Origin of the sequence: Agromyces sp. NPDC127015 (assembly GCF_042725165.1) — a bacterium.
Classification (GTDB): domain Bacteria; phylum Actinomycetota; class Actinomycetes; order Actinomycetales; family Microbacteriaceae; genus Agromyces; species Agromyces chromiiresistens.
Genome location: NZ_JBHXDI010000003.1, coordinates 85,079 through 102,960, shown reverse-complemented (window position 1 = coordinate 102,960; position 17,882 = coordinate 85,079). Strand labels below are relative to the sequence as shown.

Genomic DNA, 17,882 nt, shown 5'->3' with positions numbered 1-17,882 from the left:
GGCTCAGGCATTCGGGCGGCCCGTGGATCCGGGCTCCCCCGGCTTGTCGGGGTTCTCGGGGTGCGTGCCGGGTTCGGCCTGGTGGCCGGCGTTGCGGCCGTCGGCCGAGGCATCGGGCTCGCCGTCGAGGTCGGCGAGTTCCGCTTCGAGGCGACGGATCCGCTCTTCCTGTGCCGCGTCGACGCCGAGGCGACGCAGGAAGTCGGCGTCGTCGTCGGGGGCGACCGTGCGGAGTCGGCCGCTGGGCATGCGTTCGGCGCGGGCGCGGCCGACGAAGAACCAGAGCAGCCCGCCGATCACGGGAATGACGAGGATCACGACGATCCACCATCCACGGGCGATGCCCCGGATGCGGGAGCGATCGATCAGGGCGCAGTCGACGACCGCGTAGATCATGAAGATCGCCACGGCGACGACGAGTCCGAAGAGCAGCCGTGCCATGCCCCAAGTCTATGCTCGCCGGGTCACGGCAGGCTGGGAGTCGCGTGCAGTCTCCGCGCCTACACTGTCAGGGTGAAATCCGTACCCGTCTGGATCTGGTACACGGCCATTCGCGTCGTGCTGTTCGCCGCGCCGCTCGCCGTGCTGCTGATCGCGGGGGTGAACGTGTGGGTGTCGGCGATCGTCGCCGCCCTGTTCGGGCTGAGCGCATCGCTCATCTTCCTGCGCAAGCCGCGCAACGCGATGTCGAGCGACCTCTACGAGGCGCGCCACCGCGAGAAGCCGCTCGTGCGCGAGGACGACGCCGAGGAGGACGCGGCGCTCGACGCCGCTTCGCGCGACGCGGATGCCTCGGCCGACGCCGCACGCAAGCCCGAGTAGCCCGGCCCGCCGGCGTCAGAACGCGAGCACGAGCCCCAGTCCGACGCCGTAGACGAGCGCCGTCAGGCTCGTGAGCTGCAGCGCCGTGATGAGTTCGCGCGGCGTCTTCGCGGTGAGCACGATGAGGCACGCCGGCAGCAGGGCGAGCAACGCGAACTGCACGAGCCACGCCGTCGGGTAGAAGATCGCGAGGAAGCCGGCGATCGCGAACGGCACGAGCGCGAACACGACGAAGAGCACCCTGCCCGCGCGCTCGCCCACGAGCACGGCGAGGGTGCGCTTGCCGGCGAGCTTGTCCTGTGCGACGTCGCGCAGGTTGTTGGCCATGAGCACGGCGCACGCGAGCAGCCCGGTGCCGACGCCGCCGAGCCACGCCTCGAGGTTGACGGTGAGCGCCTGCACGTACGCCGAACCGGCGGTCGCGACGAGGCCGAAGAACACGAACACGAACAGCTCGCCGAGCCCGTAGTAGCCGTACGGGTGCTTGCCGCCGGTGTAGAACCAGGCTGCGACGATCGCGACCGCTCCGATCGCGAGCAGCCACCACTGCTGCGTCACGACGACGAGCGCGAGGCCCGCGAGGGCCGCGATCGCGAAGAACGCGAGGGCGACGGCGAGCACGTGCTTCGGCTTCGCCGCACCCGACCCGGTGAGTCGTGCTGGGCCGACCCGGTGGTCGTCGGTGCCGCGCACCCCGTCGGAGTAGTCGTTCGCGTAGTTGACGCCGATCTGCAGCGCGAGCGCGACGACGAGGGCGAGCAGGGCGCGGGCGGGATGCCACGGGCCTTCGGCGATCGCGAGCACGCCGGCGCCCGTGCCGAGCGCCACCGGGGCGATCGCGAGCGGAAGGGTGCGCAGGCGCGCGCCTGAGATCCAGTCGGCGGCGGTCGCGGGGCCGACCGGCTTCGCCGCCTCGACGCGGCCGGAGGCCTTCGCGGGGTTTCCCGACCGGCTGTGCGTGCGCGGGCGCTTCGCAGGCTGGTCGGCTGGGGTCATCCGTTGGGGTTTCGGGCGTGCCACACGGCCATGCTAGTTCGCGCGGCTATGGGGTCGCTCAGCGCAGGTCGGTCGAGGAGGCGTGCAGCGCCGGATCGAGACCACGCCGGCCAGGCGGCCTCGATACGCTCCTCCGTCGCTACTCGACCGACCGCCTCACCGCACGTCCTTCACGACGTCGAGGTATCGCGCGACCACCTCGAGCTCGGCGACGGTGAACCCCTCGTGCGCCCGCCGCATGCCCTCGAGGATGTCGCGGTACGGGTCGTCGTCGCCGCCCGCACCTGCACCGGCGAGCGCGCCGGGCGCGAGCTGAACGACCACGCGGCGGCGGTCGGCCGGGTCGTGCGATCGCTCGATGTAGCCCTGCTTCTCGAGGCGGTCGAGCACGCGCGTCGTCGTGCTCGTCGGCAGCTCGGTCGCCTGGCTGACCTCACCGGCCGTCATGGGTGCGCCGCTGCGGGCGATGAACCCGAGCGCCTGCAGGTCGACGACGTTGATGCCCATCGACCGCGCGATGCGCTCGTTGCTCATGACCGACGACGCGATGACGAGCTGCATGAGCTCGGAGATGCGCGCGGAGATCTCGGCCTTGCTTGACATCCCGACGGCACCCTTCTATTCTCTCCAATGTGGGATTATCCCATATCAGAACTATTCCGTTTCGGAACCAAACCCAGCATACGAAAGGACGGCCGCCATGGCCACCGCACCTCGCCGAGGACTCGCCATCGGCATCCTGCTCTTCGCCTCGTTCATGGACCTGCTCGACGTCACCATCGTGCAGGTCGCCCTGCCGACGATCGGCGCCGACCTCGAGGCATCCGAATCGCAACTCGAATGGATCGTGAGCGGCTACATGCTCGCCTTCGCGGTCGCCCTCATCACGGGCGGCCGGCTCGGCGACCTGTTCGGGCGGCGTCGCATCTTCCTCATCGGCATCGGTGGGTTCACCCTCGCCTCTGCCGCCGCGTCGCTCGCCTGGTCGGGCGACGTGCTCGTCGTCACCCGCATCCTGCAGGGGCTGTTCGCCGCGCTCATGGTGCCGCAGCTGCTCGCCTCGGTGCAGGCGCTGTTCTCGCCGCGCGAGCGCGCGCCCATGTACGGCCTCATCGGCGGCGTCAGCGGACTCGCCGCGGTCGCCGGCCCCGTGCTCGGCGGGTGGCTCATCGACGCCGACCTGTGGGGGCTCGGCTGGCGCACGGTGTTCCTCATCAACATCCCGGTCGGCATCGTCATCTTCGTGCTCGCCGCGATCTTCGTGCCCGAGACCCGCTCGTCGCGGCCGATGCGCCTCGACCTCACGGGCGTGGTGCTGCTCAGCGCCGTCGTGCTCGCGTTCATGGTGCCGCTCGTCGAGGGGCAGTCGCTCGGCTGGCCGGCGTGGCTGTGGTGGCCGGTCGCCGCCGGCGTGGCGCTGCTCGGCGTGTTCGTCGTCGTCGAGCGCCGGCGCATGCGCCGTGACGGATCGGCCCTGCTGCCGATGCCGCTCTTCGCCGATCGCGGCTTCTCGGCCGGCATCGTCACGCAGGCCGCGTTCCAGGGCGCGCTCAACGCCTTCACGCTGCCGTTCATCGTCTACCTGCAGATCGCCCTCGGCTTCGACGCGCTCACCGCAGGGCTCAACCTGCTCGCCTTCAGCCTCGGCGCGATGGTCGGCACGGGCGTCGTCATCCCGCTCGTCGCGCGGGTCGGCAAGTACCTCGTGACGCTCGGCGCAGTGACGCTCGCCGCCGGCGTGCTGTGGACGTTCGCGATCGTCGCCGACACCGGCGCCGCGTTCACGGGCTGGGCGGCGGTCTGGCCGATGCTCATCGCCGGGATCGGGCTCGCGCTGCTCGTGATCCCGCTCGTCGATGTCGCGCTCGCGACCGTGCCGGTCACCGACGCCGGGGCCGCTTCCGGGGCGTACAGCACGTTCCAGCAGCTCGGCGCGGCGGCGGGCGTGGCGATCTCGACGACCGTGTTCTTCTCGATCGTCGGCGACGACTGGAGCCGCGAGCACGTGCTCACCGCCCTGCAGGCCTCGGTCTGGGTCGCGGTCGCCGGTTTCGCGATCGCCGCCGTCGCGAGCCTGCTGCTGCCCGGGCGGGCGGCCGTGCAGGCCCACCTCGACGAGGAGCGCCGGCTCGCCGAGGGCGACGCCGCGATCGAGGCGGATGCCGCGGTCGAGGCGGATGCCGCGGTCGAGGCGGGCGCCGCGTCCGCGACGCCGATCGTCGTCGCGACGGGCCCCGCCTCGGCGGGCTGATCCCCACGCGCGGATCCCCGCGCGCGGCCCGCACCCCACCGGTGCGCGAGTCGCCGGAACGTGCGCTTCGCCGGGCCGGGAAGCGCATTTTCCGGCGAGTCGTGCGACACGAGATGGGTGGCACGTCAGCACCGCGCGGCGACTCGCCGAAAGTTGCGCTTCGCCGGGCCGGGAAGCGCACGTTTCGGCGAGTCGTGCGACACGAGGCGGGTGGCACGTCAGCACCGCGCGGCGAGTCGCCGAAAGTTGCGCATCGCCGACCCGGGAAGCGCATTTTCCGGCGAGTCGTGCGCGGGGGGACGGGTTGCGGCGGCGAGTCAGCGCGGCGCGGCGGCGAGGGCCGCGAGGGCCCGGCGGTCGGGCTTGCCCGAGGCGAGCAGGGGCCAGGGGTCGGCGACCACGAGCCGCACGGGCCGGGCGGCGGGGCCGAGGCCCGAGGCATCCGTCGCCTCGCGGAGCCGGCCGAGCTCGAACTCCTCGTCGTCGACCTCGACGCCCTCCGTGCCGGCGCCCACGACGACCGCCGCCCGCTCGCCCCACTCGGGGTCGGGCACCGCGACGACGACCGCGTCGCCGCATCCGGGCAGCCGGCGCACCGCGCGCTCGACCTCGCCGAGCACGACCTTCACGCCGCCCGAGATCATGACGTCGTCGGCGCGTCCGCGCACGCGCAGCCGGCCGGTGTCGGCATCGAACTCGCCGAGGTCGCCCGTGCGGTACCAGCGCACGCCGCGATCGACGACGAACGCCGCCGCGGTGCGCTCGGGGTCGTCGAGGTAGCCGTCGGCGAGGCTCGAGCCGCCGAGCTCGATCGAGCCGTCGTCGAAGCGGATGCGCGTGTCACCGATCGGCAGCCCGTCGTACACGCACCCGCCCGCGGTCTCGCTCGAACCGTAGGTGCGCACGATGCGCGCACCGAGCGCGTCGGCCCGGGCCGCGACCTCGGCGCCGAGCGCCTGCCCGCCGACGAGGATCGCGTCGAACGACCGCAGCGCCGCCGCGATGAACGCGTCGCGCTCGGCCGCCTCGACGACCCGGCCGAGCTGCACCGGCACGAGCGACGTGTAGTGCGGCACGTCGGGCAGCATGCGGGCGGATGCCTCGGCGAACGCCGCGGGCCTGAAGCCGCCCCCTCCCCCGTCGCCGACCACGACGGCCTCGGTACCGGCGACGATGCCGCGAACGAGCACCTGCGCCCCCGCGATGTAGTGACCCGGCAGGGCGAGCAGCCACTGCCCGGGCCCGCCGAGCGCATCGTGGGTCGCGTGCGCGCTCGCCTCGAGCGCGCCGGCCGACAGCAGCACGCGCTTCGGGCGGTCGGTCGACCCGCTCGTCTCGACCACGAGCGCGACGGCGTCGTCGACCTCGCGGCCCGCGACGCGCGCCGCCGCACGATCCGGGGGTGCATTTTGGCGGAAATCGTGGGCCATCTCATCCGCCGCCTGCGGGACTGCTCCCCCGGAAGCGGCCGGGCCGGGCACCGGCCAGACGGCGGGGCCGCCGTCGAGCGCGGCGGCGAGCGCGGCGGTCAGCGCCGAGGCATCCTCGGCCGCAACCTGCACGAGCGGTTTCATGTCACCGCCCGAGCTAGAAGTGCCACGGGTACGGCCCCCAGTCGGGGTCGCGCTTCTCGAGGAACGCGTCGCGGCCCTCGACCGCTTCATCCGTTCCGTAGGCGAGCCGGGTCGCCTCACCGGCGAAGACCTGCTGGCCGACCATGCCGTCGTCGACCGCGTTGAACGCGAACTTCAGCATGCGGATCGCCGTCGGCGACTTCGTGAGGATCGTGCGCGCCATCGCGATCGCCTCGCGCTCGAGCTCGGCGTGCGGCACGACCCGGTTCACGGCGCCCATCTCGTAGGCGCGGTCGGCCGAGTACTCCTCGGCGAGGAAGAAGACCTCGCGCGCGAACTTCTGACCGATCTGGCGGGCGAAGTACGCCGAGCCGTAACCGGCATCGAAGGAACCCACGTCGGCATCGGTCTGCTTGAAGCGCCCGTGCTCGCGCGATGCGATCGTGAGGTCGCAGACCACGTGGAGCGAGTGCCCGCCACCGGCCGCCCAGCCGGGCACGACCGCGACGACGACCTTCGGCATGAAGCGGATGAGCCGCTGCACCTCGAGGATGTGCAGGCGGCCGACCGCCGCGTGCCCGTGCGGGTCGGCGGTGCCGCCCGACCCGTCGACGATCGCGGTCTCGGCGTCGGAGTACTTGTAGCCGTCGCGTCCGCGGATGCGCTGGTCGCCGCCCGAGCAGAACGCCCAGCCGCCGTCCTTCGGGCTCGGGCCGTTGCCCGTGAGCAGCACGACGCCGATGCGCGGGTTCGTGCGGGCGTCTTCGAGGGCCCGGTACAGCTCGTCGACCGTGTGCGGGCGGAACGCGTTGCGCACCTCGGGCCGGTCGAACGCGATGCGCGCGATGCGGCCGTCGAGCGAGTGGTGGTAGGTGATGTCGGTGAACGACGCCCCGACCGGAGCCTCGGCCCACTCGCCCGGATCGAACAGTTCGGAGACCTCGGCGCTCATGCACCCAAGCCTATTGCGGCGCCCGCCGGCGGGCGGGCCGGCCCGCGAGGCGCTGCCGCGCGAGGGCTGCCGGCCGCAGCGGGCCGCCGCAGTCGCGCGGTCTCAGACGCCGGTGCCCGTCGCCCCGGCGAGCATGCCGCTCACGAGCGCATACACCGCCGTGCCCACGGTGAGGACACCCCACGTCAGCGGGATCGCCGCCGCGATGACGACGAGGATGCCGCCGACGCCGATCGCGATGTCGCGCCCGGTCGACTCGGCGCGCACCTCGGTCGCCTCGAGTCCGAACTCGTCGATTCCGTCAGCGCCCATGCGTCCCACCCTATTCCCCTGTTCGCGTCAGTCCACCGGATGCGAGACTTGGCTCATGCCGTCCGCCGAACGTCCCGCCGCCCCCGCAGCACTCCCGGCGCTCCCGGCGCTCCCCTCGCTCGACGAGCTGCTCGCCACCGCGCGCGTCGTCGCACTGCCGCTCGTGACGCGCTTCCGCGGCATCGACGTGCGCGAGGCGATGCTCGTCGAGGGGCCCGAGGGCTGGACCGAGTTCAGCCCGTTCGCCGAGTACGACGACGACGAGGCATCCGCCTGGCTGGCCGCCGCGATCGACTACGGCTGGAACGCTCCGCCGCCCGCCCTGCGCGACCGCATCCCCGTGAACGCGACGGTGCCCGCCGTCGATCCCGACAGCGTGCCCGCCGTGCTCGCCCGCTTCGCCGGGTGCCGCACGGCGAAGGTGAAGGTCGCGGGCTCCGACCAGACGCTCGCGCAGGACGTGGCGCGGGTGCGCGCCGTGCGCGAGGCGCTCGGCCCCGAGGGCCGGGTGCGAGTCGACGCGAACGGCGGCTGGAACGTCGACGAGGCCGAGCACGCCATCCATGCGCTCGCGCCGTTCGACCTCGAGTACGTCGAGCAGCCGTGCGCGACGGTCGAGGAGCTTGCCGAGATCCGTCGGCGCACGAAGTACATGGGCATTCCGATCGCGGCCGATGAGAGCGTGCGGCGCGCCGACGACCCGCTCGCGGTCGCCCAGGCGGGCGCCGCCGACCTGCTGGTGATCAAGGCGCAGCCGCTCGGCGGCATCCGCCGCGCGCTCGCCATCGTGGCCGAGGCCGGCCTGCCGGTCGTCGTGTCGAGCGCGCTCGACACGAGCGTCGGCCTCGCGATGGGCGCGCAGCTGGCCGCGTCGGTGCCGTCCCTCGAGTTCGACTGCGGGCTCGGCACGGCGTCGTTGCTGGCGGCGGATGTCTCGGCGTCGCCGCTCCTCGCCGAGGGCGGGTCGATCGCGGTCCGGCGGGTCGTGCCCGACCCCGGGCTGCTCGACCGCTACGCGGCGACCGAGGAGCGGATCGACTGGTGGATGGAACGGGTCGGCCGCTGCCACGAGGTGCTCTCCGACGCGCGGTGACCCCCGAATGCGGGCATAACCGGTCCCGTCGGTTAGGTTTGCGGAGTCTGCCGATCTCGACACGAAAGCCACTCGATGACCTCCAGAAGACGACGTTTCTCCCTGCTGTTCGCCGCCGCCGCGACGGCCGCCGCACTCGCCGGCGCGGTCGTGGGCCCCGCTGCTCCGGCCACCGCCGCGTGGACCCCGCAGGTCGAGCGCCTCGCAGGCGCCGACCGCTACCAGACCGCGATCGCGATCTCGAAGAAGTTCCCCGACACGGCCTCGCGTGTGTTCATCGCGACCGGAACGGCGTTCCCCGACGCGCTGAGCGTCTCGGCGACGGCGGCGCTGTTCGCGAGCCCCCTGCTCCTCGTGCAACCGAACGCCATTCCCGCCGGCGTCGTCAACGAGATCAAGCGCATCTCGCCGAACGAGATCGTGATCGCCGGCGGCACCGGCGCCGTCAGCAAGAACGTCGAGAGCCAGCTCGCCAAGCTCGGCGTTCCCGTGAAGCGCCTCTCCGGCGCCGACCGCTACGCCACGAGCCGTGCGATCGCCGCCTACGGCGCGTGGGAGGGCGGAACGGCCTTCGCGACCGGCCGCGACTTCCCCGACGCGCTTGCGGTCGCCCCGATCGCAGGCGTGAACGGTGCGCCGGTGCTGCTCGTCGACGGCAAGAAGTCATCGCTTGACAGCGCGACGCAGTCGGCGCTCACGAAGTACGACTCGCAGTACGCGCTCATCGCGGGTGGCACCGGTGCCGTCTCGTCGGGCATCGAGCGTCAGCTGAAGTCGACCCATGAGATGGTCACGCGCATCGCGGGCGCCGACCGCTACGCCACGGCGGCGAAGCTCAACTCCGGCGAGTACGACGTGTACTACGACGTCGCCTACCTCGCCGTCGGCACGGGCTTCGCCGACGCCCTCGCCGGCGGCGGCCTCGCCGGCCGCTTCGACGGTCCGCTCTTCCTCGTGCAGGGCAACTGCGTGCCGGGCGCCGTGCTCGACTCGCTCAACAAGGCCCAGCCCGACAAGATCGTGCTGCTGGGCGGCAAGGGCGCGCTCGGCGACGGTGTGGCGAAGCTGCGGCGCTGCGCCTGATCTCAGCTGCCGATCGAGGGGCCGCGGCGCGTTTCGCCGCGGCCCCTCCTCGTTTCGGCGCGGCCCTTCCTCGTTGCGGCGGGTGTTCCGAGGGCGGTGCTGCACGCCCCTTCGGCCGAGGGCGGCGGCTCAGCTCGTGATCGTCGCGCGGTCGAGGTACGCGGCGATCGCGTCGCGGTTCTTCGTGAGGCAGCCGATGCGCTGGTCGAGCTGTGCACGGCGTTCGGCGAGCGACTCGGCGAGCGCGCGCTGGATGACCGGCGTATCGGGATCGGCCACGCTCGCGAGGCACGGGATCATGTCGAGGATCACCGCGGTCGGGATGCCGGCGTCGATGAGGTCGCGCACCTGCCCGACCCGCTCGACGGCGCCGTCGGGGTAGTCGCGGTACCCGTTGCTCTCACGCGTCGACGAGATGAGCCCCTGGGCCTCGTAGTAGCGCAGCAGCCGGGTCGACACCCCGGTCTGCGAGGCGAGTTCACCGATGCGCATGACGCCTCCAAGAAGTCGACTTGACCTTAACACTAGTGTCAAGGTTCGACACTAGCGGCATGGCTTCTCCGATCACCGCTCCCGCACCCGTCGTCGACGCGCCGTCGCCCACGCGACTCCCCTACAACGGCCTGCTCGCCCTGGCCGCGATCGTGTTCGTCGGCGTCGTCACCGAGATCATGCCGGCCGGCCTCCTGCCGCAGATGAGCGCCGACCTCGGCGTCACCGAGGCGCAGATCGGATGGCTCGTCGCCGCGTACGCCGTGACGACGGCCGTGACGGCCATCCCGCTCACCGCGCTGACCCGCGCCGTGCCGCGAAAGCGACTGCTGCTCGCCCTGGTGGTCGGCTTCGCGCTCGTCAGCGGCGTGACCGCGATCGCCGGCGACTACACGACCATCCTCGTGGCGCGCACGATCGGCGGAATGCTCGCCGGACTCCTCTGGGCGATCGCGGCCGGCTACGCGATGCGCATGGTCGAGCCCGAGCACTCGGGCCGAGCACTCTCGATCGCCATGGTCGGCACGCCGCTCGCCTTCGCCTTCGGCCTCCCGATCGCCACGACCCTCGGCGCGGCGCTCGGCTGGCGCTCGGCGTTCGCCGTGCTCGCGGGCCTCGCGCTCGTGCTCGCCGCGTGGGCCGCGCTCGCGCTGCCCGGGTTCCCCGGCGAGAAGGCGGGCTCGCGTCCGCGGCTCGGCACCGTGCTGCGTCTGCCGGGCCTTGTCGCCGTGCTGGCGACGACCGCCGCATTCGTGCTCGCGCACAACGTCGCGTACACCTACATCGCGCCGCTCACGGTGCCGTCGGGCCTCGACGGACACCTCGACATCGTGCTGCTCGTGTTCGGCGTCTTCGCCGTCGCGGGCGTCCTCGTCTCGGGCGCGCTCGTCGACCGGCACCTGCGCGCGATGGTGCTGATCGCCGCGGTCGCACTCGGCGCGGCGATGATCGCGATCGGATGCCTCGCGGCGCAGCCGATCGCCGTGTACGCCGCGGTCGCGCTCTGGGGCATCGCGTACGGCGGAGCACCGACCCTGCTGCAGTCCGCGCCCGCGCGCATCGCCGGCAGCGCCGCCGACGTCGCCCAGTCGATGGTCGTCGCGACCTGGAACGGCTCGATCGCCGCCGGCGCCTTCATCGGCGGGATCGTGCTCGAGGCCGCCGGGGTCGCCGCCCTGCCCTGGGTCGCCCTCGTGCTCGTCGCCGTCGCGGCGCTCATCGCGTCGACCTCGCGTGCCGCCTTCGCCCCGCTCCGACACTGAGTCGCGCTGCGACTCAGTGTCGGAGGAGCGCGAACGCAACAGGATCGGCCTCGACACGTTGCATCGCGCCTCCTCGACCGACGGGCTCGGCGCGCGCTCGAGTCATCATCGGCACCGGTCGATTCCCCCCGGATTGGGGTGCAGCCTCCGGGCCGAGAACGCTTCGTCTCAGTGCGGGCACCGATGCCACCGGCGGCCCCACCGGCGACGGTGGAGACCGTGCGTGCGCACTGCGCGTCGCACGACCCGATTTCCACCCGAAGGAGACCAGATGTTCAAGAAGACCATGACCACGATCGGGGCGGGCGTCGCGCTCGCCGCGGCAGGCGTGCTCGCGAGCGGCACCGCCGCCTTCGCGCACGAGTGCTTCAACCCGAACCGCTCGGAGCAGGGCAACGCGGGCGCCTCGCACTCGCAGGCCTGGCTGACCGTGCACATCGACGAACTCACCGCGGGACTGCCCGAGGACGATGCCGAGTGCGTGCTCGACGCGTACGCCGCCACCGGCGCGCCGACGTCGTTCACGATCATGGTGAAGGGCGCGGTCGGCCAGGACGGCACGATCGCCTCGAACAACCCGCACCCCGAGAAGGCGGGCGACGGGTCGGGCATCGACGAGATCTTCGCCGCGCACGGCGCCGACATCGTTGGCAGCTTCGAGGAGTGCGGCGTCCCGATGCCGTTCTGACGCGCGTGCCTCATCCAGGCGGCTACGCCTCCGGTGCGTGTGGCGCACCGGAGGCGTAGCCGTTCGAGCTACGCGACCGGCGGAGCGATCACCAGAGCACGAGCGGCACCGGCATGGTCTGCGCGTCGGCGTAACCGTCTCCGCCGGTGAACACGCCGCGCACGAGGTGCAGGCCGGCGGGCAGCTTCGGAAGCTTGACGTTCACGCGTCCGTCGTCGCCCGCCGCGAGCTCGATCTCGGCGAGCTTCGTGTCGCCCTCGTAGATCGCGAAGCTGCCGACCGGCGCCGAGCCGTCGAGCGCGACGACCTTGCCGAGGTACTTCACGGTCGAACCGGCCTTCGCGAGCGCCTTGCTCGGAGCGCCGACGGCGATCGTCGCGACAGCCGGCGGCGGCTGCTCGTCGACGAGCACGGCGACGCTGCGAGCGGGCACCGTGACCGTGCCGGTCGAGGCATCCCACGTCGTCTGCTTGACGACCTGGTCGGAACCCGACGCCTGCGCCTCGGCGAGCGCGAAGTCGCGCCCGGCGAGCCCGCCGACCGTCTGCGCGGTCGCCGTCGGCGAGGCGTTGAAGACGACGAGCGCGCCCTCGAGCTCGGGGTCGACGTCGTCGCCGACGAGGTCGTCGACCTGCATCACGATCACGCCGGGCGTCGCGTCGGGCCCCGAGTTCGGGAACGACACCTTCTGCTCGATCAGCTCGGCAGAGCCCAGCTGCAGCAGGTCGACCGACGAGCGCACGCGCAGCAGGTCGAGGGCGGATGCCTCGGCCGCCGCCATGTCGGCCGCGGTCGGCTTCAGCGCGGGGTCGGCGAGGAGCGGCTGCATGATCGGCCACTTGTCGCCGTTGTCGGCCTCGCCCGGCAGGCCCGAGCCGAAGGTCGACTCCTGCCCGGTCCAGTCGACACGGTTGAACCAGTCGCCCGAGTCGTAGCTGTTGCGGTCGAGCGACTTCGATCGCAGCAGTTCAGTGCCCGCGTGCCAGAACGAGGGCGACTGCGAGAGCGTCACGGTCGCGAGCGACAGCGTGTTCATGCGCACGCGGTCGGCCATCGACGTCGACTGCGGCAGCTTGAACACCGAGAGGTCGAAGAGCGTCTCGTTGTCGTGGGCATCGACGTAGTTGATCACCTCGTCGGGCTCGTCGGCGTAGCCGGCGGGCGCACCGCGGTAGTCGAGCTGGTCGCCGCGCACGGTCTCGCCCGAGGCATCCTCGAGCTCGTAGTCCCGCAGGTTGCCTGCGAGGCCGAGCTTCACGAGGTCGGTCTGGTGGCCGAGGTCGGCGAGCTGGTCGGCCTGCGACGGCGTGCCGGGTCGTCCGTTCGGGTCGGTGCCGAGGCCGGTGCCGAAGCCCTGCTGGAAGGTCGATGTGCCGTCGACCGGGCTGCCGCCGTGCACGGCGTCGCGCAGCCGGTCGTTGAAGGTGCCGATGCCGGTGCCGCCGAGCTGGCCCTGCGTCGCCTGCTCGAACAGCGCGTTGTTCGCGACCTCGCCGAAGTTCCAGCCCTCGCCGTAGAGGTAGATGGCCGCACCGTCGACCCCGTCGGCCTCGAGCGTCAGCTCGTCGAGCGCGGCGCGGATCGCGAGCATGTTCTCCTTCGAGTGGTGCCCCATGAGGTCGAACCGGAACCCGTCGACCTTGTACTGCTTCGCCCACAGCACGACGGAGTCGACCATGAGCTTCTGCGCCGCCTCGTGCTCGGTCGCGACGTTCTGGCAGCACGTCGAGGTCTCGACGGCGCCGAACGCGTTGAGCCGCTGGTAATAGCCGGGCACGATGCGGTCGAGCACGCTCTTGCCGCCCTGTCCCGCCTCGGCCGTGTGGTTGTAGACCTCGTCGAGCACGACCTGCAGGCCGTCGGCGTGCAGCGCGCCGACCATCTCGCGGAACTCCTCGACGCGCGCGCCGCCCTCGGCGTCGACGGCGTACGAGCCCTCGGGCGCCTGGTAGTGGTACGGGTCGTAGCCCCAGTTGAAGCCGTCGGCGGCGCGCACCTGCTCGATGCATGCCTGCTGCTCGGCCGACGCGGGCCCGTACGACGCGAGGTCGCAGTCGGGCACGGCCTGCGCGTCGCGGCGCTCGTCGATCGTGGCGATGTCGAACGTCGGCAGCAGGTGCACGGTGTTGATGCCCGCGTCGGCGAGCTCGCGCAGCTGCTTCGTGCCGGCGGAGTCGCGCGTGAACGCGCGGTAGGTGCCGCGTTCGGCCTCGGGCACGGTCTCGTCGGTGATCGAGAAGTCGCGCACGTGCAGCTCGTAGATCGCACGGTCGACCGGGCGCTCGACCACCGGCGCCGGCGTCTCGGCCCACTGCTCGGGGGCGAGGGCCGGGTCGTCGAGGTCGACGACGACCGAGCGCGCCGAATTCGTCGTGAGGGCCACGGAGTACGGGTCGGTCACCGAGTTGGTCTCGATCTTCCCGGTCGTCGGCGCGTACACCTCGACGCGCCAGCGGTACTCGTCGCCCTTCGAGAGGGATGCCTCGGGCACCGCCCACGTTCCGGTCTCGGCGTCGAAGGCCGCATCGACGAGCTCGGGGTCACCGGTCGCGCCGGCCGCCCACCGCTCGAGCTTCACCGACTGCGCCGTCGGCGCCCAGACGGCCGCCGTCGCCGCGACGGCGTCGCCGCTGCCCGACCAGCTCGTGCCGAGCGGTGTCGACGCGAGCGCGTCGGCGTAGAGGTCGTCGAGCACGCCCGGCACCTGCACGCCCGTGAAGGCGGTGAGCTCGTCGCCGACCCGCTGCGCGACCGCGAGCTGCTCGGTGAGCAGCCCGGCGACCTCGGCGCGGTCGAGCCCGACCGGGTGCAATGCGAGGTAGCCCTCGAGCGCCGGGAAGCGCTCGAGCTGGCCGTCGCTGAGCCCGGCGGGGTCGAGCTCGAGCTCGACGGCGTCGCCGCCGCCCGTCACCGCGCCGTCGTCGACCGCGAGGCCGGCGTCGGCCGCGTGCTCGATCGACCACGAGGCATCCCCGGCCGCCGTGCCGCCGAGCAGGTCGGCCGGCCAGGCGAGCGTGTCCTCGTCGACCCAGTGCGCACGCGACTGGCCGGTGCCGGCGAGCGGCGGGTCGGTCACGACGATCTCGAGCGCGTGCGTGGCGAGCGTGTAGCGGAACTCGACGAGCTTGCCGCCCGTCGCGGTGAACGTGTGGTTCGCGCCGCCCGGGGCTCCGCCGGCACCGTAGTTCTCGTCCCAGCTGAGGCCGTGCGCGACCTTCACCTCGTACGAGCCGTCGGGGATCGCGGTGGTCGCGAACGTGTAGACGCCGTCCTTGTCGCCGTCCTGCATGAGCGAGGCGAGGCAGTCGGGCGCCCAGTCGCCCGCGCAGCCGATCTCCTGCTGGAAGCTGCCGGGCAGCGTCACGACCGGGCCCTCGGCCGTCGAGGAGACGACCTTCGTGGCGGGGTTCCAGTAGAAGGTGACGGGCTTCGATCCGTCGGTCGAGTAGGCGATGTTGCCGCCGTTCTGCTCGCCGTCGGCGCCGTAGTTGACGTCCCAGTTGCCGTTGAGGGCGACCTTGTACTCGTAGTCGCCGGCCGGCACGTCGAAGGTGCCGGCGTAGATGCCGTCGGCGCGCAGCGTCAGCTTCGCCGCCTCGCAGCCCGGCGCCCAGTCGCCCGCGCAGCCCATCTCGCTGTTGTGCGAACCGGGCACCGTGACGAGGTCGATCGGCTGCTCGGGCTCCGTACCGCCGTCGGCGAGGTTCACGGCGTTGCCGACCGACGCGTAGGTCGAGGCCGCCGAGCGGTTTCCCGCCGCGTCGGTCGAGATCGCGCGGTACTCGATGAGCGTGCCCTTCGCGAGCCCCGCGGTGTCGTGGAACACACGGGGGCTCGTGTCCTCAGCGGTGCCGAGCGCATGCCATGCGTCGTCGCCGGTCGCGCCGGCGACGCGCCACGCGAAGCTCGTCTCCTGCCACGTCGCGTCGTCGACGTCGGCGGCGACGGCGCTCACGCCGGTCACGCCGGCGCCCGCGGCGGGCGTCGCGACGGTGATCGCGGGCGCCGCGTCGGGGGCGCTCACCCCGCGGTCGGCGCGGAGCACGACGGTGCCGCGCGCGGGCACGGCGACCGAGGCCACGCCGTCGGCGTCGGCGGTGACCGCCGGGCCGTCGGTGCCGTAGAGGGGCGCGAACTCGCCGCCCTTCGTGAGCGTCGGCACGTTCACCGTGCGGGCCTCGTTCGCGTTGTTCGCGGCGACGAGGTACTCGACCTTCTCCGTGCGGTCGACCCGGCTGAAGGCGTAGACGCCCGCGCCGTCGTCGACGTAGCGCTCGATCTGCGCACCGCTCGAGAGGGCGGGGTGCGCCTCGCGCAGCTCCGCGAGCGCGGCGATGTGCGCGTAGAGCGGGGCATCCGTGCCGTAGCGGTCGACGCTGCCGGCCTGCTCGCCCGTCACGAGCTGCTGGTTCTGGTACTCGGCGACCTGGCTCGCGAAGAGCGACTGGCGGGCGTCCTTGTCGCCGCCGGTGCCGGCGAAGCCCTGCTCGTCGCCGTAGTAGACGACGGGCTGGCCGCGGGTGAGGAACATCAGGTCGTGCGCGAGCTCGTCGCGCTCGAGCGGAGCGTCGGTCGACTGCAGGAAGTGGCCGACACGACCCATGTCGTGGTTGCCGAGGAACGTCGGCAGCGCCGTCGCCGACGAGTCGGGCGTCGTGTAGTAGTCGTCGCCCGCGAACAGCGACTGCAGGTTCTTCGCCGAGTTGCCCGCCGCGAAGCTCACCGCCTGCGACTGGAACGTGAAGTCGAGCACCGAGCTCATGTCGGTCTTGCGCACGTAGGGGCTCAGCTTCTTCGGGTCGGCGTCGTAGACCTCGCCGAACATGAAGAAGTCGTCCTTGCCGGCGGCGTGCGCGTAGTCCTGCACCTCGGTCGCCCACTGCTGCCAGAACTCGAAGTTCACGTGCTTCGCGGTGTCGATGCGGAAGCCGTCGATGCCGAGGTCGATCCACGTGTCGTACACGTCGACGAAGCCGTTCACGACGGTCGGGTGCTCGGTCATGAGGTCGTCCAGGCCCGAGAAGTCGCCGTAGGTGACCGACTCGCCCTCCCAGGTCGAGTCGCCGCGGTTGTGGTACAGCGTGGGGTCGTTGAGCCAGGCCGGCACCTTGAGGTTCGCGTCGGCCTCGGAGAGCTTCGGGGTGTACGGGAAGCTCGTCGCCGCGTCGAGCTCGGGGAAGTCCGCGCCCGTGTCGGCCCCGGCGAAGTCGGAGGGCTTGAACGCGGTGCCGTCGGCGTCGAGGTACGGGCTCGTCGCCTGGTCGATGTACGAGTACTGCCCCTCCTCGTAGTCGATGACGTCGGCCGTGTGGTTCGTGATGATGTCGAAGTACACCTTGATGCCGCGCTCGTGCGCGTCGGCGATGAACGCCTCGAGCTCGGCGTTCGTGCCGAGGTGCGGGTCGATCTGGGTGAAGTCGGTGACCCAGTAGCCGTGGTAGCCGGCGCTCGCGTTCGCACCCTCGCCCTGCACCGGGCGGTTCTTGAAGCTCGGGGTCAGCCAGATCGCGGTCGTGCCGAGGCCCTCGACGTAGTCGAGCTTCGAGCGGAGGCCCGCGAGGTCGCCGCCCTCGTAGAAGCCCTTGTCGGTCGGGTCGAAGCCCGTCGTGAGCCGGTCGCCGGTCAGCCCGCCCTCGTCGTTGGCGGGGTCGCCGTTCGCGAAGCGGTCGGTCATCACGAAGTAGAAGGTCTCGTCACTGCCGGGCTGGCGCACCGGCGCGGCGACGAGGGTCGCATCGGATGCCTCGTCGTAGGCGCCGGCCATCGCCGCCTGCGTCAGCTCGAGGCCGACCTTCTTGAGGTTGTCGTCGAACACGACCCGCACGGTCGTGTCGCCCGCGACCGTCAGCGGGATGTTGTCGCCTCCGCCGTTCAGTCCGTACGCCTCGTCCCACGAGTCGTTCACGGCGACCTTGTACTCCCACGCGCCTGCCGGCACGGTGAACTCGGCGGCGTAGACGCCTGCGGTCGCGGTCGGCACGAGCTCGGTCTCGGCGCAGTCGGGCGCCCAGTCGCCGGCGCAGCCGAGTTCGGACTGCAGGCTGCCGACGAGGGCGAAGCTGCGGTCGTCGGCCGCCGCCGCGCTCAGGCCGAGCCCGGGGGCGAAGCTCAGCGCCGTGACGGCGAGCCCTCCCACCAGCGCTGAGGCGAACCACCTGCGAGCGAGCGCGCGTTGCGTCATCCTTGACTCCCGATTCCCGGCACGACTCCGTGCCACCGACACTGCTCGCGAAGGTAGCAGCGCCGCGCACCTAAATGCAAGCGTTTACAACATGGATGCCTCGGCGCGACCTGATCGCTGATTTCACGCACCCCGCTCCCATGCAAGCGCTGCCAAGATCGGTCGTTCTTCGGGGG

General features: G+C 72.1%; 14 protein-coding genes. 6 read left to right on the top strand and 8 right to left on the bottom strand.

The features are described 5' to 3' along the window. Nucleotides 1-3 precede the first annotated feature (3 nt). Nucleotides 4-441, bottom strand: a complete 438-nt coding sequence (locus ACFWGP_RS09870; RefSeq protein ID WP_231428820.1) for a PLDc N-terminal domain-containing protein — start codon at nucleotides 439-441, stop codon at nucleotides 4-6. Between the two features lie 72 nt (nucleotides 442-513). Here ACFWGP_RS09870 and ACFWGP_RS09865 point away from each other — a divergent pair, with 72 nt between their 5' ends. Then, on the top strand, nucleotides 514-822 hold the full coding sequence (locus ACFWGP_RS09865; RefSeq protein WP_231428821.1) for a DUF4229 domain-containing protein: 309 nt from the start codon (nucleotides 514-516) through the stop codon (nucleotides 820-822). Nucleotides 823-837: 15 nt separating this feature from the next. On the opposite strand, the gene ACFWGP_RS09860 is transcribed toward ACFWGP_RS09865, so the two are convergent. Then, on the bottom strand, nucleotides 838-1,818 hold the full coding sequence (locus ACFWGP_RS09860) for a 1,4-dihydroxy-2-naphthoate polyprenyltransferase (protein ID WP_231428822.1): 981 nt from the start codon (nucleotides 1,816-1,818) through the stop codon (nucleotides 838-840). 156 nt (nucleotides 1,819-1,974) lie between these two features. Next, nucleotides 1,975-2,421 carry a MarR family winged helix-turn-helix transcriptional regulator gene (locus tag ACFWGP_RS09855; protein WP_231428823.1) on the bottom strand — a complete coding sequence of 149 codons (447 nt, stop codon included), beginning with the start codon at nucleotides 2,419-2,421 and terminating at the stop codon, nucleotides 1,975-1,977. A gap of 97 nt (nucleotides 2,422-2,518) precedes the next feature. On the opposite strand from ACFWGP_RS09855, the gene ACFWGP_RS09850 reads away from it, so the two are divergent. Beyond that, on the top strand, nucleotides 2,519-4,069 hold the full coding sequence (locus tag ACFWGP_RS09850; protein WP_376930801.1) for an MFS transporter: 1,551 nt from the start codon (nucleotides 2,519-2,521) through the stop codon (nucleotides 4,067-4,069). A gap of 317 nt (nucleotides 4,070-4,386) precedes the next feature. Here the strand turns inward: ACFWGP_RS09850 and ACFWGP_RS09845 are convergent, their stop codons facing one another. The 3 genes from ACFWGP_RS09845 to ACFWGP_RS09835 all read right to left on the bottom strand — a co-directional run bounded on the left by ACFWGP_RS09845 (nucleotide 4,387) and on the right by ACFWGP_RS09835 (nucleotide 6,907). Next, nucleotides 4,387-5,643 (bottom strand): AMP-binding protein, encoded by a 1,257-nt coding sequence (locus tag ACFWGP_RS09845; protein ID WP_376930800.1) that lies wholly within the window; start codon nucleotides 5,641-5,643, stop codon nucleotides 4,387-4,389. Nucleotides 5,644-5,656: 13 nt separating this feature from the next. Continuing rightward, a complete protein-coding gene (locus ACFWGP_RS09840; protein ID WP_275506135.1) occupies nucleotides 5,657-6,595 on the bottom strand; it encodes a 1,4-dihydroxy-2-naphthoyl-CoA synthase in 939 nt (312 codons plus the stop codon). A 102-nt stretch (nucleotides 6,596-6,697) separates the two neighbouring features. After that, entirely contained in the window at nucleotides 6,698-6,907 is a 210-nt protein-coding gene (locus ACFWGP_RS09835) for a hypothetical protein (RefSeq protein WP_376930799.1), read from the bottom strand. Between the two features lie 55 nt (nucleotides 6,908-6,962). Here ACFWGP_RS09835 and ACFWGP_RS09830 point away from each other — a divergent pair, with 55 nt between their 5' ends. Beyond that, nucleotides 6,963-8,000, top strand: coding sequence for an o-succinylbenzoate synthase (locus ACFWGP_RS09830; RefSeq protein WP_376930798.1), 1,038 nt, complete (start codon nucleotides 6,963-6,965; stop codon nucleotides 7,998-8,000). A gap of 75 nt (nucleotides 8,001-8,075) precedes the next feature. Then, complete coding sequence (locus tag ACFWGP_RS09825) at nucleotides 8,076-9,083, top strand: cell wall-binding repeat-containing protein (protein WP_376930797.1); 1,008 nt, start codon at nucleotides 8,076-8,078, stop codon at nucleotides 9,081-9,083. 129 nt (nucleotides 9,084-9,212) lie between these two features. On the opposite strand, the gene ACFWGP_RS09820 is transcribed toward ACFWGP_RS09825, so the two are convergent. Further along, nucleotides 9,213-9,575 carry a MerR family transcriptional regulator gene (locus tag ACFWGP_RS09820; RefSeq protein ID WP_376930796.1) on the bottom strand — a complete coding sequence of 121 codons (363 nt, stop codon included), beginning with the start codon at nucleotides 9,573-9,575 and terminating at the stop codon, nucleotides 9,213-9,215. 59 nt (nucleotides 9,576-9,634) lie between these two features. On the opposite strand from ACFWGP_RS09820, the gene ACFWGP_RS09815 reads away from it, so the two are divergent. Next, complete coding sequence (locus ACFWGP_RS09815; protein WP_376930795.1) at nucleotides 9,635-10,837, top strand: MFS transporter; 1,203 nt, start codon at nucleotides 9,635-9,637, stop codon at nucleotides 10,835-10,837. Between the two features lie 271 nt (nucleotides 10,838-11,108). Then, the gene (locus ACFWGP_RS09810; RefSeq protein WP_376930794.1) at nucleotides 11,109-11,525 is read left to right on the top strand and encodes a hypothetical protein; all 417 of its coding nucleotides are present in this window, start codon (nucleotides 11,109-11,111) and stop codon (nucleotides 11,523-11,525) included. 88 nt (nucleotides 11,526-11,613) lie between these two features. Here ACFWGP_RS09810 and pulA read toward each other — a convergent pair whose 3' ends face one another. Continuing rightward, nucleotides 11,614-17,706 carry a pullulanase-type alpha-1,6-glucosidase gene (gene pulA / locus ACFWGP_RS09805; protein WP_376930793.1) on the bottom strand — a complete coding sequence of 2,031 codons (6,093 nt, stop codon included), beginning with the start codon at nucleotides 17,704-17,706 and terminating at the stop codon, nucleotides 11,614-11,616. Between the last annotated feature and the right edge of the window lie 176 nt (nucleotides 17,707-17,882).